The sequence below is a fragment of the Streptomyces sp. NPDC051921 genome (assembly GCF_040680975.1).
Taxonomy (GTDB): Bacteria; Actinomycetota; Actinomycetes; order Streptomycetales; family Streptomycetaceae; genus Streptomyces.
This window is the reverse complement of the sequence record NZ_JBFAXU010000009.1, coordinates 70374-86572: the sequence shown is the minus strand read 5'-3', so window position 1 is coordinate 86572 and position 16199 is coordinate 70374. Positions and strand designations below refer to the sequence as shown.

Sequence of the window (16199 nt, the reverse complement as noted above, 5' to 3'; positions counted from 1 at the left end):
AGCGCCTGTGCTCACGTGCCTGGGGGCTGAGACGCCCCGAGGACGCCCGTGGTGCTTCGCCGGAACCCGTTCCGGGCTGTGTCCGGAAAACGACGGGGGCGGCCCGGGGAATTCCCCGGGCCGCCCCTTTCGCAGGACGACTGCCGTCAGACGGTGATCAGCGCGGTGAGCGGTGCGCCGTCCAGGACGGGCTCCAGGCGGGTCCGGCCGGGCAGGAAGCCCAGCTCCATGAGGACCGCGACGCCGGCGACCTCGGCCCCGGCACGCCGGATGAGCTCGATGGAGGCCTCGGCGGTGCCGCCGGTGGCGAGGACGTCGTCGATGACCATGACGCGGTCGCCCGCGGCCAGGTCCTCGGCGTGCACCTCGATCTCGGCGGTGCCGTACTCCAGCTCGTACGCCTGCCGGAGGGTGGCCCCGGGCAGCTTCCCGGCCTTGCGGACCGGGATGAAGCCGAGTCCCGCGCGGACGGCGACCGGCGCGGCCAGGATGAAGCCGCGGGCCTCCAGGCCGACGATCTTCGTGGCGCCCTGCGCCGCGCAGAGCGCGGCGAGGGCGTCGGTGAGCGCCGTGAACGCCTCCGGGTCCGCGAGCAGCGGGGTGATGTCCTTGAACAGCACCCCCGGCTTCGGGTAGTCGGCGACGTCCCTGATCCGGCTGAGGAGCAGGTCGGTGGTGCTCTGCGCCTCGGCGGTCATCCGCGGCGCTCCGTGCGGCCGCGGCGGCCGCGCTGGCCGACGACGGCCGGCTCGGCGCCGAGGTCCGCCGCGTCGTCCGCGAGATCGTCCAGGGACTCGCCCTTGGCGGCCGCGGCGGCCCGCTTGGCCATGACGCGCTTCCTCAGGGCCTGCATCGCCGGCTCGCGCTCCTTGAGGTCGGCGACGAGCGGCGTGGCGATGAAGATCGAGGAGTACGCGCCGGCGGCGAGACCCACGAAGAGCGACAGCGAGATGTCGTTCAGCATGCCGGCGCCGAGGAACCCGCCGCCGATGAAGAGCAGACCGGCGACCGGGAGCAGGGCCACGACCGTGGTGTTGATCGAGCGGACCAGGGTGCTGTTGATCGAGCGGTTGGCGACGTCGCTGTAGGTCCAGCGGGTCTGCTTGGTGATGCCCTTCGTCTGCTCCTTGAGCGAGTCGAAGACGACGACCGTGTCGTAGAGCGAGTAACCGAGGATCGTCAGCAGACCGATGACCGTACCGACCGTGACCTCGAAGCCGACCAGCGAGTAGATGCCGACGGTGATGGTGAGGTCGTGGATCAGCGCGATGAGGGCCGCGACCGCCATGCGCCATTCGAAGGCGATGGCGAGGTAGATCACCACGAGGATCATGAAGACCGCGAGGCCTGTCCAGGCCTTGGTGGCGATCTGGTCACCCCAGCTGGGGCCGACGATCTCCGCCGCGATCTTCGTCTCGGGGACGTTCAGGTCCTTGGCGAGCTCCGCGCGGACCTGGTCGGACTTCTCGGTGTCGAGACCGCCGACCTGGATGCGCAGGGAGCCGCTGCCGAGCTGCTGCACCAGCGCGTCGTGGCCGGAGGCCATTTCCGCGTAGTGCTGCGCCTGGGAGACCGAGACGTCCGTCTTCGGGGTGGTGAAGACGGCGCCGCCCTGGAACTCGATGCCCATGTTCAGGCCGCGCACCGCGAGCGCCACGATCGCCGTGATGGTGATCAGGATCGAGATGCCGTACCAGATCCTGCGGTTGCCGATGAAGTCGTAGCCGACCTCACCTCGGTGGAGCCGGGCGCCGAGATCTCCGAGCTTCGACATCTCACGCCTCCTTCGGGTCGACGGGGGCGGACTGACGGCGGGAGCGGCGCAGCGGCGGCTTGGCACCGAGACGCTTCGGGTCCAGACCGGACCACTTGTGACCGTTGCCGAAGAACTTCGTACGGGCGAGCAGCGTCATCACCGGCTTGGTGAAGAGGAACACCACCACGATGTCGAGCAGCGTGGTCAGGCCGAGTGTGAACGCGAAGCCCTTGACCTTGCCGACGGTGACGATGAAGAGCACCGCGGCGGCGAGGAACGACACGAAGTCGGAGACCAGGATGGTGCGCCGGGCCCGCGGCCAGGCGCGCTCGACGGCCGGACGCAGGGTGCGGCCCTCGCGGATCTCGTCGCGGATGCGCTCGAAGTACACGATGAACGAGTCCGCGGTGATACCGATGGCCACGATGGCGCCGCAGACGGCCGGCAGGTTCAGCGCGAAGCCGATGGCCGGGCCGAGCAGGGCCATGATCACGTAGGTGAGCAGGGCCGAGACGCCGAGGCTGAGGATCGCGATGAACGACAGGCCGCGGTAGTAGACCACCAGGTAGAGGATGACCAGGCCGAGGCCGATGGCGCCGGCGATCATGCCCGCCTGGAGCTGCTCGCCGCCGAGGGCGGCGGTGACGGTGTCGACGCTCTGGGTGTCGAAGGAGAGCGGCAGGGCACCGTAGGACAGGATGTTGCCGAGGTCCTGGGCCGACTGCTGGTTGAAGCTGCCGGAGATCTCGGCGCTGGCGCTCAGCGTCTGACGCACGGACGGGGCCGAGACGACCTCGCCGTCGAGGACGATCGCGAACTGGTTCTGCGGCTCGGTCTGCTGCGACAGCTTGCCGGTGATCTTCTGGAACTTCTTCGAGCCTTCGCCCGTGAAGTCCATGGTGACGATCCACATGCCGCGCTGCTGGTCGAAGACGCCCTTGGCGTCGTCGACGTCCTTACCGTCGACCTCGGCCGGGCCGAGCAGGTACTTCTCCCACTGGCCGAGCGAGTTCTTGCCACAGGCGACGACCGGGTCGGCCGGCTTGGTGCCCTGGCCGGCGGCGGAGCGCTGCTTGGGGTCGAGGCAGTTCAGCGCCGCGAACTTCTGCTGCAGGGCGTTGGCGGCGGCGTCACCCGACTGCGTCGGCTTCGGCGTCGAGGACGGCTTCGTCGACGAGGAGGAGCTCGCGGTGGGCGTCGGGCTCGGCGCCTTGAGGGCCTCGGAGACCGCGCGGCCCTGGGTGGAGGCGCTCGACGACGGGGTGGCGGTCGTGCCGCCCTTGCCCTTGTCCGCGGTGGAGCCGGAGGCCTTCGGCTTCGGCGAGGCGGAGGAGCTCGGCGTGGCGCTCGGGTTCGGCGCGGGCTGCTCGGCCGAGGCGACGGCCAGGACCGGCCGGAAGTACAGCTGGGCGGTCGTACCGACCTGCTCGCGGGCCTGCTTCTCGTTCGTCCCCTTGGGGATGTTGACGATGATGTTCTCGCGGCCCTGCGTCTGGACCTCGGCCTCGGAGACACCCAGACCGTTGACGCGGCGCTCGATGATGCCGACCGCCGTGTTCATGTTGGTCTCGTTGAGGGCGGACTCCTGACCCGGCTCCGGCTTCGCCTTGAGCGTGATCGACGTGCCGCCGGCGAGGTCGATGCCCAGGCGCGGGGTGGTGTGCCCCGACCAGAACATGCCGCCGGTGAGCGCGACCATGGCGATCAGAATGAGTGCCAGGGCGCGGCCCGGCCGGCTCTGGCCCCCCGCCGGCCTTCGGCCCTTCTTCGGTGCTGCCACCTTGTCGTTTCTCCCTGTCCAAACCGTCCCCCGCCGGGTGGGCGAGAGACGGCCACGAAGTATGTGTGGGGACCTGCCCCCGCAGACGTCGAACCGGTCCGGGGCGGCGGACGCCGGTGGGCGCCCGCGCCTGCCCCGGGGACGATTACTTCGCCTCGGTCTCCCCGTCGGCCTTGCCGTCCTTCTCGACCTTGGAGTCGGCCGCCTCGGCGGCGTCCTTCTTGGTCAGGTCGGCCTTGGCCGCCCCCTCCTGGCCCTCGGCGGCGTCGGCGGCCTCGGTGAGCGAGGACGCGTCGTCCGGGACGACGGTGTCGGTGTCGTCGTCGCCGTGGACGATGCGGTTGTACTCGGAGTCCTCAAGCACCGCGCCGATGGCGTTCTTGGCGTAGACGGCGTGCACGCCGGGCGCGACCTCGAGGAGGACGGTCTCGTCGCCGATCTCCTTGACGGTGGCGTACATCCCCCCGATGGTGCGCACGCCGGTGCCGGGCTGCATCTCGTTGCGCATCTGCGCCGCCTGCGCCTGCTTCTTCTTGGCGGAGCGGGTCATCAGGAACATGGCCCCGATGAGGACGATGAAGGGGAGGAGGGTCACGATGTTCACGGGACGGGTTTCCTTCGCACGGTCGCGGAGGAACCGCGGCCTGATCTTCGGGGGTGGGTACGCCGACCAGAAAGGGCGGCACCGGCGGAGTCTAGGCGAGTCCGCATCATTGGAACAACGCCCAGCATCGCACCGTGGTTCCTGGTGAGGCGAGTATCCGCGCCGTCGGTCACCTCACACGAGGGGGTCACGCCCCGAAGAGCCCCTGTTGTCCCGTTCCCGCCGTTCCCGGGCCCGCTGCCTGCGGCGGAACCAGTCCGAGGTGGGTCCAGGCCGCCGGGGTGGCGACCCGGCCACGGGGCGTGCGGGCCAGCAGTCCCTCGCGTACGAGGAAGGGCTCGGCGACCTCCTCGACCGTCTCGCGCTCCTCCCCCACGGCGACCGCGAGGGTGGACAGACCGACCGGTCCGCCGCCGAAGAGCTTGAGCAGGGCCTGCAGGACGGCGCGGTCGAGGCGGTCGAGGCCGCGGCTGTCGACCTCGTACACGCCGAGGGCGGCGGCGGCGATCTCCCGTGTGATCACTCCGTCGGCCTTGACCTGGGCGTAGTCCCGCACGCGGCGCAGCAGCCGGTTGGCGATGCGGGGCGTGCCGCGGGAGCGGCCGGCGATCTCGGCGGCCCCGTCCGGGTCGATCTCGACGTCGAGGAGTCCGGCGGAGCGGCGCACGACCCGCTCCAGCTCGTGCGGTTCGTAGAACTCCATGTGGCCGGTGAAGCCGAAGCGGTCGCGCAGCGGCGGCGGCAGGAGGCCGGCCCGGGTGGTGGCGCCGACCAGCGTGAAGGGCGGCAGCTCCAGGGGGATGGCGGTGGCGCCGGGGCCCTTGCCGACGATGACGTCGACGCGGAAGTCCTCCATCGCCATGTAGAGCATCTCCTCGGCGGGCCGGGACATCCGGTGGATCTCGTCGAGGAAGAGGATCTCGCCCTCCTGCAGGGAGGACAGGATGGCGGCGAGGTCGCCGGCGTGCTGGATGGCGGGGCCGCTGGTGATCCTGATCGGCGCGTTCATCTCCGCCGCGATGATCATCGACAGCGTGGTCTTGCCGAGGCCGGGCGCGCCGGAGAGCAGGACGTGGTCGGCGGTGGCGCCGCGCTGCCGGGCCGCCTTCAGGACCAGGTCGAGCTGCTGGCGGACCTTCTCCTGGCCGACGAACTCGCTCAGGTCCTTGGGGCGCAGCGCGGCCTCGACGGCCTGGTCGTCGCCCTCGGCGGAGGCGCCGACGAGGCGCTCCTCTGCCGGTGCCGTTTCGTCGTCCCAGTTCACGGTGGTGGTTGCCTTCTCGTTCGTACGGCCGGTCAGCGGGCGCGGTTGAGGGTCTGCAGGGCTGCGCGCAGCAGCTGCGGGACGGGCGCGGAGCCGGTCTCGGCGAGCGCGGCCTCGGCCTGCGGCGTCACGGCGGCGACGGCCTCCTCCGCCTCGCGGCTCGCGTATCCGAGGCCGATGAGCGCGGCCGAGAGCTGCTCGGTCCACGGCGCAGGCCCGGCGGCGACCGCGCGCTGCTGCCCGACGAGGCCACTGCTGCCGAGCGGGGCGCCGAGCTTGTCCTTCAGTTCGAGGAGGAGCTTCTGGGCACCCTTCTTGCCGATGCCCGGCACCGCCGTCAGCGCCTTCTCGTCCCCGGTCGAGACGGCGAGCCGCAGCGCGTCGGGGCTGTGCACGCCGAGCATCGCCTGGGCGAGCCGCGGCCCGACCCCGCTGGCGGTCTGGAGCAGCTCGAAGACCTGACGCTCGTCGTCGTCCGCGAAGCCGTACAGGGTCAGCGAGTCCTCCCGTACGACGAGGGAGGTGGCGAGCCGCGCGTGCTCGCCGAGGCGCAGTCCGGCGATCGTGCCGGGGGTGCACTGGACGGCCATGCCCACGCCCCCGACCTCGACGACGGCGGTCGTGGGGGCGAGGGCGGCCACCGGGCCGCTGACGAAGGCGATCATGACGGGCGGCCTTTCGAGGCGTGCAGGGCGACGGCCTGCTGGAGGCGGTTCTGGGCGGGGGCGCGCCAGATGTGGCAGATGGCCAGGGCGAGGGCGTCGGCGGCGTCGGCGGGCTTGGGCGGCGCGGAGAGCCGGAGCAGCCGGGTGACCATGGCGCCGACCTGGGCCTTGTCGGCGCGGCCGCTGCCGGTGACGGCGGCCTTGACCTCGCTGGGGGTGTGCAGGGCGACGGGCAGTCCGCGCCGGGCGGCGCACAGCATGGCGACGGCGCTGGCCTGGGCGGTGCCCATCACCGTGCGCACGTTGTGCTGGCTGAACACCCGCTCCACGGCGACGAGTTCGGGCTGGAAGCGGTCGATCCACTCCTCGATGCCCCGCTCGATGTCGACCAGCCGGAGGCCGATGTCGGCGTCTGCGGGCGTTCGCACCACGCCGACGCCGAGCATGGTCAGCGGGCGTCCCGCGACCCCCTCGACCACGCCCACGCCGCACCGGGTGAGCCCCGGGTCCACCCCGAGTACGCGCACTCCGCCCCCTCCTGGTCGCAAGTCTGTTTGTGCAGGCTATCGGCTGCCACTGACAACGCAGCGGGCCGACGGGGTGTGTCCCGTCGGCCCGCTGCTGAGAAAGCCCGCAATCAGGCGTCGACCTTCTCCATGACCTCGTCGCTGACGTCGAAGTTGGCGAAGACGTTCTGCACGTCGTCGCTGTCCTCCAGGGCGTCGATCAGCTTGAACATCTTGCGCGCGCCCTCCTCGTCGAGCTCGACCTGCATGGTCGGGACGAAGCTGGACTCGGCCGAGTCGTAGTCGATGCCGGCCTCCTGGAGCGCGGAACGGACCGCGACCAGGTCGGTGGCCTCGCTGATGACCTCGAAGCTCTCGCCGAGGTCGTTGACCTCCTCGGCGCCCGCGTCGAGCACGACCTCCAGGACGTCGTCCTCGGACCGCTCGCCCTTGGGCAGCACGACGACGCCCTTGCGGTTGAACAGGTACGACACCGAGCCCGGGTCGGCCATGGAGCCGCCGTTGCGGGTCATGGCGACGCGCACGTCGGAGGCGGCGCGGTTGCGGTTGTCGGTGAGGCACTCGATGAGCACCGCGACACCGTTCGGGCCGTAGCCCTCGTACATGATCGTCGCGTAGTCGACGCCGCCGGCCTCGAGGCCGCCGCCGCGCTTGACCGCGGAGTCGATGTTCTTGTTCGGAACGGACGACTTCTTGGCCTTCTGGATGGCGTCGTAGAGCGTCGGGTTGCCGTCCGGGTCGGCCCCGCCGGTGCGGGCCGCGACCTCGATGTTCTTGATCAGCTTCGCGAAGAGCTTGCCGCGCTTGGCGTCGATCACGGCCTTCTTGTGCTTCGTCGTAGCCCATTTAGAGTGGCCGGACATCTGCCTGTCTCCTTCGCGTAACCCATTTCTGAACGAACCCCAGAGATCCTACAAGGATCGGGTCACCCCTCGGCGCGCACCATGTCCACGAACAGCTCGTGGATCCGGTGATCGCCGGTGAGCTCGGGGTGGAACGAGGTGGCGAGCAGCCGCCCCTGCCGCACGGCGACGATGTGGCCGTCGTGCTCGGCGAGCACCTCGACCTCGGCGCCGACGGACTCGACCCACGGGGCGCGGATGAAGACGCCCTCGACGGGAGAGTCGATCCCCGCCACGGTCACGCCCGCCTCGAAGGACTCGTTCTGTCGCCCGAAGGCGTTGCGGCGCACGATCATGTCGATGCCGCCGAAGGTCTCCTGGCCCGAGCGCGGGTCGAGGATCTTGTCGGCGAGCATGATGAGACCGGCGCAGGTGCCGTACACCGGCATGCCCGCGGCGATCCGCTCACGCAGCGGCTCCATGAGGCCGAACAGCACGGCGAGCTTGGAGATGGTGGTGGACTCGCCACCGGGGACGACCAGACCGTCGATCTCGGCGAGCTCCTCGGGGCGCCTGACGGGCCTGGCCACGGCGTCGGCCGCGGCCAGGGCGATCAGGTGCTCCCGTACGTCGCCCTGGAGGGCCAGGACACCAATGACGGGAGTGCTCATGGGTGCTTACCAGCCCCGGTTCGCGTAGCGCTCGGCCTCGGGCAGGGTGTCGCAGTTGATGCCGACCATGGCCTCGCCCAGGTTGCGGGAGGCGTCCGCGATGACCTTCGGGTCGTCGTAGAAGGTGGTGGCCTTCACGATGGCGGCGGCGCGCTTGGCCGGGTCGCCCGACTTGAAGATGCCGGAGCCGACGAAGACGCCCTCGGCACCGAGCTGACGCATCAGCGCGGCGTCGGCCGGGGTGGCCACACCACCGGCGGAGAACAGCACGACCGGCAGCTTGCCGAGCTCGGCGACCTCCTTGACGAGCTCGTACGGGGCGCGCAGCTCCTTGGCTGCGGCGAACAGCTCGTTGTTGTCGAAGCCGCGCAGCTTGGCGATCTCGTTCTTGATCTGGCGCAGGTGGCGGACGGCCTCGACGACGTTGCCGGTGCCGGCCTCGCCCTTGGAGCGGATCATGGCCGCGCCCTCGGCGATGCGGCGGAGGGCCTCGCCCAGGTTGGTGGCGCCACACACGAAGGGGGTGGTGAAGGCCCACTTGTCGGAGTGGTTGACCTCGTCGGCCGGGGTGAGGACCTCGGACTCGTCGATGTAGTCCACGCCCAGCGACTGCAGGACCTGGGCCTCGACGAAGTGACCGATGCGGGACTTCGCCATGACCGGGATGGAGACCGCGCCGATGATCTCCTCGATCATGTTCGGGTCGGACATCCGCGCGACGCCGCCGTCCTTGCGGATGTCGGCGGGAACCCGCTCCAGGGCCATGACGGCCACGGCGCCGGCGTCCTCGGCGATCTTCGCCTGCTCGGCGTTGACGACGTCCATGATCACGCCGCCCTTGAGCTGCTCGGCCATGCCGCGCTTGACACGGGCGGTGCCGGTCTCGGGGGACTGCGGGGTGGTGGAAGGCGTGGTGGACACGGGGTACCTCACTCGTGACAACGGGGTTGACGACTAGAGCGAGGAAACAGTCCACGACCGGTCCACATCAAGGGCCAATGTGGAGCCGGTGGATCGTTTTCACGGATTACGAAGGCTGAAGACGATCAGACGGGGCGATCCGCAAGTGCCGCGGGCGGTTCATCATCCATTTCGAAGGCCATGGGGAACGGCGCGTGTCCTGCCAGCCGGAACCAGCGCACCTTACGGTGCCGTCGCAGCGCCCGGGCCGCCCGCACGGCGTCGTTGTGGAACCGCCGCGCCATCGGCACCCGGCGCACCGCCGCCGCGAGCTCCCCGGCCGCCTCCTCGCCGCCGGGCGCCGCCCGCACCACCTCGACCTGCTCCGGCTCGCCGAACACCGCCCGCAGCGCCTGGCTCAGCTCGCTCTCGGCGACCTCGCGGTGATCCTCCTCGGCCTGCCGGGCCGCGTGGGCCGCCTCGTACAGCACGATCGACGCGGCGGGATCGAGCACCCCCGACGTGGCGAGCTCCTGGGTGACCGAGGCCCGCCGCAACAGCTGCGCGTCGAGCGCGGCGCGCGCGGCGTCGATCCGCGTGTGCAGCCGGTCGAGGCGGCCGGCGGTCCAGCTCAGATAGATGCCGACGAGAATCAGCGCGACGGCGGTCCAGATCAGGGTTTCGGTCACGGGCGCACAGGCTACCCGGGCGCTGGCAGCGTCCCTTCCCGAACCTCCCGGTCATGGGCGAACAGGACGCGCACGGCACGCCCGCCCGCCAGCTCCCCGATCCGCGCGATCCACGGCCGGTACGGCGTCCCGAACTCGCGCGCGAAGTCGTAGGCCTGCCCGGCGAGCACGGTCACCCGCTCCCCCTCGTCGAGCACCACCGACTGGTGCCCGTCGGTGTGCCCGGGCGTCGGCAGCACGAGCACCCCCTCCGCGATCTCGTGCTCCCCGTCGATCTCCTGGTACCGCACGCCGGGGAGCAGCGAATCGATCGTGTGGCCGCCGGCCCGGGCCGTGGCCAGCTCCGTGCGCTGCACGATGACGGGGGTGTCCGGGAAGCGCTGGTTGCCGCCGATGTGGTCGAAGTGCAGATGCGAGTTGACCACGAGATCGACGTCCCCCCGCTCGACCCCCAACGGCCTGCGGACCGGCCGGTAGTGCGCGTCGGTCTCCGGGGACCCGGTCCCCATCCCGGTGTCGAACAGCAGACTCCCGCCCTCGTACCGCACGAGGTACGCGAGGACCGGCTCCTCACGATCGTGGGGGCCGCCCCACTCCGCGGCGGGCCGGATGAAGTGTCCGAGATCGAGGCACTCGACGGAGATCATGCGGGCAGCCTGCCCCGCCCGGCGTCCCGCGGTGCGCGGCTCCGCCGAGAGCGGACAAGGGCGGGGGCGTCCGGCGCCGAGGCGGCGGACCCCGGCGGTCCCGCGCGTCTTTCGACGCGGCGCCCCGGCGGGCGAGCGTCAGGGCGCCGAGAACCGGGGCCCGGCAAGGGCCCGCGTCCCGTGTGCCCACCCGTCCCGCCCTGCGGGAAGAACGGGCACACGGAGGCCCGGCTACAACCCCAGTCGCGCCCGCAGGCCGCCGCCCGTGCGTTCGTCCGTCGCCACCGACGCCGCGCCGTCCGTCACCGTCTCGTAGACCGCGAGGATGTCCGCGCCGACCGTCGACCAGTCGAATCGGCGGACGTGCGCGGAGCCACGGGCGCGGAGTTCGTCGCGGCGGGGCTCGTCGCCGAGGAGGCGGATGGCCCGGTCGGCGAGGTCGTCGGCGTTCTCGTTGGCGAAGAGCTCGCCGGCCGCGCCCTGGTCGAGGACCTGTGCGAAGGCGTCGAGGTCGGCGGCGAGCACCGGCGCGCCGGCCGACAGGGCCTCGACGAGGATGATGCCGAAGCTCTCGCCGCCCGTGTTGGGCGCCACGTACACGTCGACGCTGCGCAGCAGCCGCGCCTTGTCCTCGTCGCTGACCATGCCGAGGAACTCGACCCGCGACCGCATCTCGCGCGGCAGCGAGGCGACGGCTTCCTCCTCGTCGCCGCGCCCGGCCACGAGCAGCCTGGTGTCGGGGCGCTCGGTGAGGATCTTCGGGAGCGCCTTCATGAGGACCGGCAGGCCCTTCCTGGGCTCGTCGATCCGCCCGATGAAGCCGAGCGTGCCGCCCTGCCACTCCTTCTTCGGCTCGGCCCGCGCGAAGAAGTCGACGTCGACGCCGTTGGGGATGACGACCGCGTCGCCGCCGAGGTGCTCGACGAGCGTGCGGCGCGCGTACTCGCTCACGGCGATCCGGGCGCTGATCTTCTCCAGGGCGGGCTGGAGGATCGGGTACGCGGCGATCATCGCGCGCGAGCGCGGGTTGGACGTGTGGAAGGTGGCCACGATCGGCCCCTGCGCCGCCCAGCAGGTGAGCAGCCCGAGCGACGGCGAGGTCGGCTCGTGGATGTGCACGACGTCGAAGGTGCCCTCGTGCAGCCAGCGCCGGACCCGCGCGGCGGAGAGGAAGCCGAAGTTGAGGCGCGCGACGGAGCCGTTGTACGGGACGGGCACGGCGCGGCCGGCCGACACGACGTACGGCGGGAGCGGGGTCTCGTCGTCGGCGGGCGCGAGGACGGAGACCTCGTGGCCGAGCCGGATGAGGTGCTCGGCGAGGTCGCGGATGTGGAACTGGACGCCGCCCGGCACGTCCCAGGAGTACGGGCAGACGATGCCGATCCTCACGCCGTCCCTTCCTCCTGCCGCGGCTCGAGATCCGCCAGCCACAGTCGCTGCAGCATGTGCCAGTCCTCCGGGTGGTCCGCGATGCCCCCGGCGAAGACGTCGGCGAGGGCCTGTGTCATGACGGACGCCTTCTCGGCGCGGGTGCCTGACTCGGGCACGTCGATCGGCGCGTGCACCTGGCCCCGCATGACGTCGGTGTCGTCGTACCAGAGCGTCACGGGCAGCAGCAGCGCCCCGGTCTGCTGGGCGAGTATCGCCGGCCCGGCGGGCATCCGGGCCGGCTCGCCGAAGAAGGAGACCTCGACGCCGGAGGCGGACAGGTCGCGGTCGGCGACGAGGCAGACCAGGCCGCCGGCCCGCAGCCGCCGCGCCAGGGTGCCGAAGGCGGCGCCGCCGGTGTGCGGCAGGACCTCCATGCCGAGGGACTCGCGGTAGGCCACGAACCGGTCGAACAGCGACTCGGGCTTGAGCCGCTCGGCGACGGTCGTGAACGGCAGGCCGAGTCCTCGCGTCACCCAGATCCCGGCGAGGTCCCAGTTGGCCATGTGGGGCAGGGCGAGGACGACGCCGCGCCCGGAGGCGAGCCCGTCCGTGAGGTGGTGGACGTCCTTGGGGTCGAAGCTGTCGGCCGCCCGTTCCTGGCTCCAGGTGGGCAGCCGGAAGGACTCCATCCAGTAGCGCATGTAGGAGCGCATGCCGGCCTTGGACAGCTCGGCGAGGCGCTGCGGGGAGGCGTCGGGGACGACCCGCGCGAGGTTGGACTCCAGCCGCAGGACACTCTTTCCGCGCCGCTTCCACGCCGTGTCGGCGATGCGCCGGCCGAGGCTCTTCGCGACCGGCTCGGGCAGCTTCTTGACCGTGGCCCAGCCGAGCCCGTACAGCCCGTCGGTCACGCTGTCCCTGATGCCGCCGAACCCGCCGAACCGTCCGAATCCGCTCATGACGTCGCCTCGCTCCCCCGGGCGGCGGCGTCCGCCTCCGCCGACTCCCTGCGTACGGTCACGACCCGCTGGCCCAGGGTCACGGCGGAGCCGACCGCGACGATCCACAGGGCGATGGGCAGCAGCACCTGGATGCCGGGCACGCCGAAGGTGTGCAGTCCGGCGAGGCCGGCGGCGACCAGGGAGATCACGAGCCGTTCGGCCCGCTCGACGAGGCCGTTGACGGCGACGGGGAGACCAATCGATTCGCCTCGGGCCTTGGTGTAGGACACCACCTGGCCGCTGGCCAGGCAGAAGATCGCGACGGCGCACAGGACGTTGTCGTCGCCCTTGCCCGCGTACCAGAGGGCGAAGCCGCCGAAGATGGCGCCGTCGGCGACCCGGTCGAGGGTCGAGTCGAGGAAGGCGCCCCAGCGGCTGGAGATCCCGGCCTGCCGCGCCATGTTGCCGTCGACGAGGTCCGAGAAGACGAACAGCGTGATGACGATCGTGCCCCAGAAGAATTCCCCGCGGGGGAAGAAGACCAGCGCGCCGGCCACGACCCCCGCGGTACCGACGAGTGTGACGGCGTCGGGGCTCACCCCCCGGCGGAGCAGGAACGCGGCGAACGGTGTGAGGACACGCGTGAAGAACGCACGCGCGTACTTGTTCAGCATGGCCTGTTGGCCTTCCCGAGGTTCGGTGGGCCGCGCGGCCCCTACGACCACCGGCTCACCCATCGTAGCCACGCGGGCCCCCGCGGGAGCGGCGGCACCCGCCAGCCGCGTCGCCCGCCCGGGGAACGCCCCGAAATCGCCCCGGAATCACCCCGGAATCACCCTGGGGGAACGCCCTGGAATCGCCCCGGGTTCGCCCGGGAATCGCCCTGGGGACCGCCCCGGAACGGCACCTCGCCCGCACCGCGGCCGGAACCCGCCCGCCCTCCGCGTACCCCCCTGCCGTACGCCGGCGCGCCCCGCGCGCGGACACCCCCCTGCCGTAACACCGGCGCCCCGCGCGCGTACGACGTATGGACGCACCGTGACGTCGGTGCAAAGCTCGAAGGACAACCGCGGGCGTCGCCGGAGTCGCACGCGACAGGCGGCCGTGTGCCGCCGGGTGCCACCACTCCCCCGCGCCCGCGCCCCACCTCACCGTACGAGCAGTCGGGAGGAAGACATCATGGGCGACAAGGCGAACATCTCCGGGGCCGCCGGCAGGGCTCCAACGGCCGACCGGCCCTCGGCCGTACGGAACGTGGTGCTGGTCGGCCACAGCGGATCGGGCAAGACGACCCTCGTCGAGGCCCTGGCGCAGACCGCGGGGGCGGTCAACCGTGCGGGGCGCGTCGAGGACGGCGGGACGGTCTCGGACTACGACGAGATCGAGCACCGCCAGCAGCGTTCCGTACAGCTCTCGCTCGTCCCGGTCGAATGGGACGGATACAAGATCAACCTCCTGGACACACCCGGATACGCCGACTTCGTCGGGGAACTGAGGGCCGGTCTGCGCGCGGCGGACGCGGCCCTCTTCGTCGTCTCGGCGGCACAGGAGGCCGACGCGGTGGTCGGCTCGACCCGTGCGGTGTGGGAGGAGTGCGCCGCGGTCGGCATGCCGCGGGCGATCGTCGTCACCCACCTGGACACCGCCCGCACCGACTACACGCGCCTGACCGAGGTCCTCGCCTCGCTGTTCGGCGGCGACGACCCCGATGCCGTGCTCCCGCTGTACCTGCCCGTGCGCGGCGCCGAGGGCGCCGACGGGCACGCGCCCGCCACCGGCCTGGTCGGCCTGCTCACGGAGCGGATCTTCGACTACTCGACCGGGGCGAGGCGGGAGGACCCGCCGGACGAGACGCAGCGGCCGCTGCTCGCGGAGGCCCGGGCCCGGCTGATCGAGGGGATCATCGCCGAGAGCGAGGACGAGACCCTCATGGACCGCTACCTCGGCGGCGAGGACATCGACCTCAAGACGCTGGTCGACGACCTGGAGAAGGCGGTCGCGCGCGGCACCTTCCATCCGGTGCTGGCGGCGGCGCCGGCGTCGGACGGCGGGAAGCAGGGACTCGGCACGGTCGAGCTCCTGGAACTCATCACGGGCGGCTTCCCGACCCCGTTGGAGCGGGAGGCACCGGCCGTCACGACCCCGGCGGGCGAGCCGCGCCCGGCGCTGTCGTGCGATCCCGACGGGCCGCTGGTCGCCGAGGTCGTGAAGACCTCCTCGGACCCCTACGTGGGGCGGATCTCGCTGGTCCGGGTCTTCTCGGGCACCCTGCGTCCCGACGAGACGGTGCACGTGTCGGGGCACGGCCTGGCCGACCGCGGGCACGAGGACCACGACGTCGACGAGCGGGTGGGCGCGCTGACCTCCCCGTTCGGCAAGCAGCAGCGCACGCTCGCGCACTGCGTGGCGGGCGACCTCGCGTGCGTGGGCAAACTGGCCCGGGCGGAGACGGGCGACACCCTGTCCGCCAAGGACGCCCCGCTCCTGATGGAACCCTGGTCGATGCCGGAGCCGCTGCTGCCGCTGGCGATCGAGGCGCACAGCAAGGCCGACGAGGACCGTCTGTCCCAGGGGCTCGCCCGGCTGGTGGCCGAGGACCCGACGATGCGCCTGGAGCAGAACCAGGACACGCATCAGGTCGTGCTGTGGTGCCTGGGCGAGGCACACGCGGACGTGGCCCTGGAGCGGCTGCGCGGCCGCTACGGCGTGCAGGTCGACACCGTGCCGCACCGGGTGTCGCTGCGGGAGACCTTCGGCGAGGCGGCGGCCGGGCGGGGCCGGCACGTGAAGCAGTCGGGCGGGCACGGCCAGTACGCGATCTGCGAGATCGACGTGGAGCCGCTGCCCCCGGGCAGTGGCATCGAGTTCGTCGACAAGGTGGTCGGCGGAGCCGTTCCCCGTCAGTTCATCCCGTCCGTGGAGAAGGGCATCCGGGCGCAGGCGGCCCGCGGGGTCGCGGCCGGCTATCCGCTGGTCGACATCCGGGTGACCCTGCGCGACGGCAAGGCGCACTCGGTGGACTCCTCCGACGCGGCCTTCCAGACGGCGGGCGCCCTGGCCCTGCGGGAGGCGGCGGCCGATGCGTCGATCCGTCTCCTGGAGCCGGTCGCGGAGGTGACCGTCATGGTCCCGGACGACTACGTGGGCCCGGTCATGAGCGATCTGTCGGGCCGGCGCGGCCGGGTGGTCGGCACCGAGCAGGCCGGGCCGGGGCGGACCCTGGTGCGCGCGGAGGTGCCGGAGATCGAGATCGGGCGGTACGCGGTGGATTTGCGGTCCGTCTCGCACGGGACGGGCAGTTTCGACCGTGTGTACGCACGGCACGAGGCGATGCCCCCGCACCTGGCGGACAAGGTCCGTGAACAGGTGACGAAGGGCTAGCCGCTGACGGGCCGTCGCCCTCGGCGACACGGCCCGTCGGCCCCATGGCACCGGTGCCGCCCACCCAACTCCCCTCCGGCGGGCGGCATTCGGCCGCCCCCTCGTGCATTCGGCCGCCTCCCCCGCTCCGGTGACGCATCCGGCGCCACCCGGTTACGCTG

Annotated in this window: 16 protein-coding genes; 1 reads left to right on the top strand and 15 read right to left on the bottom strand. The window is 71.8% G+C overall.

Annotated elements, in window-relative coordinates; translation table 11 throughout:
- Positions 1–146: 146 nt before the first annotated feature.
- The 15 genes from AB0M16_RS14460 to pgsA form a co-directional block, all read right to left on the bottom strand.
- Positions 147–698 (bottom strand): adenine phosphoribosyltransferase, encoded by a 552-nt coding sequence (locus tag AB0M16_RS14460; protein WP_365342524.1) that lies wholly within the window; start codon positions 696–698, stop codon positions 147–149.
- The gene (secF, locus tag AB0M16_RS14455; protein WP_365342522.1) at positions 695–1774 is read right to left on the bottom strand and encodes a protein translocase subunit SecF; all 1080 of its coding nucleotides are present in this window, start codon (positions 1772–1774) and stop codon (positions 695–697) included. The genes AB0M16_RS14460 and secF overlap by 4 nt, the downstream gene beginning before the upstream one ends.
- A 1-nt stretch (position 1775) precedes the next feature.
- A complete protein-coding gene (gene secD / locus AB0M16_RS14450; RefSeq protein ID WP_365342520.1) occupies positions 1776–3536 on the bottom strand; it encodes a protein translocase subunit SecD in 1761 nt (586 codons plus the stop codon).
- A 145-nt stretch (positions 3537–3681) separates the two neighbouring features.
- Positions 3682–4140, bottom strand: coding sequence for a preprotein translocase subunit YajC (yajC, locus tag AB0M16_RS14445; RefSeq protein ID WP_365342517.1), 459 nt, complete (start codon positions 4138–4140; stop codon positions 3682–3684).
- A gap of 187 nt (positions 4141–4327) precedes the next feature.
- Entirely contained in the window at positions 4328–5404 is a 1077-nt protein-coding gene (gene ruvB, locus AB0M16_RS14440; protein WP_365342515.1) for a Holliday junction branch migration DNA helicase RuvB, read from the bottom strand.
- 32 nt (positions 5405–5436) lie between these two features.
- Positions 5437–6069 (bottom strand): Holliday junction branch migration protein RuvA, encoded by a 633-nt coding sequence (ruvA, locus tag AB0M16_RS14435; RefSeq protein WP_365342513.1) that lies wholly within the window; start codon positions 6067–6069, stop codon positions 5437–5439.
- Positions 6066–6596 (bottom strand): crossover junction endodeoxyribonuclease RuvC, encoded by a 531-nt coding sequence (gene ruvC / locus AB0M16_RS14430; RefSeq protein WP_365342511.1) that lies wholly within the window; start codon positions 6594–6596, stop codon positions 6066–6068. The genes ruvA and ruvC overlap by 4 nt, the downstream gene beginning before the upstream one ends.
- A gap of 110 nt (positions 6597–6706) precedes the next feature.
- Positions 6707–7459, bottom strand: a complete 753-nt coding sequence (locus AB0M16_RS14425) for a YebC/PmpR family DNA-binding transcriptional regulator (RefSeq protein ID WP_365342509.1) — start codon at positions 7457–7459, stop codon at positions 6707–6709.
- A 62-nt stretch (positions 7460–7521) separates the two neighbouring features.
- Positions 7522–8109 carry a pyridoxal 5'-phosphate synthase glutaminase subunit PdxT gene (gene pdxT, locus AB0M16_RS14420; RefSeq protein ID WP_365342507.1) on the bottom strand — a complete coding sequence of 196 codons (588 nt, stop codon included), beginning with the start codon at positions 8107–8109 and terminating at the stop codon, positions 7522–7524.
- A gap of 6 nt (positions 8110–8115) precedes the next feature.
- A complete protein-coding gene (gene pdxS, locus AB0M16_RS14415) occupies positions 8116–9030 on the bottom strand; it encodes a pyridoxal 5'-phosphate synthase lyase subunit PdxS (protein WP_345282237.1) in 915 nt (304 codons plus the stop codon).
- A 125-nt stretch (positions 9031–9155) separates the two neighbouring features.
- Positions 9156–9698 carry a hypothetical protein gene (locus tag AB0M16_RS14410; protein WP_365342505.1) on the bottom strand — a complete coding sequence of 181 codons (543 nt, stop codon included), beginning with the start codon at positions 9696–9698 and terminating at the stop codon, positions 9156–9158.
- 11 nt (positions 9699–9709) lie between these two features.
- Positions 9710–10345 (bottom strand): N-acyl homoserine lactonase family protein, encoded by a 636-nt coding sequence (locus tag AB0M16_RS14405; protein ID WP_365342503.1) that lies wholly within the window; start codon positions 10343–10345, stop codon positions 9710–9712.
- 231 nt (positions 10346–10576) lie between these two features.
- Positions 10577–11734, bottom strand: a complete 1158-nt coding sequence (locus AB0M16_RS14400; RefSeq protein WP_365342501.1) for a glycosyltransferase family 4 protein — start codon at positions 11732–11734, stop codon at positions 10577–10579.
- Complete coding sequence (locus AB0M16_RS14395) at positions 11731–12675, bottom strand: phosphatidylinositol mannoside acyltransferase (protein WP_365342499.1); 945 nt, start codon at positions 12673–12675, stop codon at positions 11731–11733. The genes AB0M16_RS14400 and AB0M16_RS14395 overlap by 4 nt, the downstream gene beginning before the upstream one ends.
- Positions 12672–13331 (bottom strand): phosphatidylinositol phosphate synthase, encoded by a 660-nt coding sequence (gene pgsA, locus AB0M16_RS14390; protein ID WP_365342497.1) that lies wholly within the window; start codon positions 13329–13331, stop codon positions 12672–12674. The genes AB0M16_RS14395 and pgsA overlap by 4 nt, the downstream gene beginning before the upstream one ends.
- A 505-nt stretch (positions 13332–13836) precedes the next feature.
- Here pgsA and AB0M16_RS14385 point away from each other — a divergent pair.
- Entirely contained in the window at positions 13837–16038 is a 2202-nt protein-coding gene (locus tag AB0M16_RS14385; protein WP_365342495.1) for an elongation factor G-like protein EF-G2, read from the top strand.
- The last annotated feature ends 161 nt before the right edge of the window (positions 16039–16199 follow it).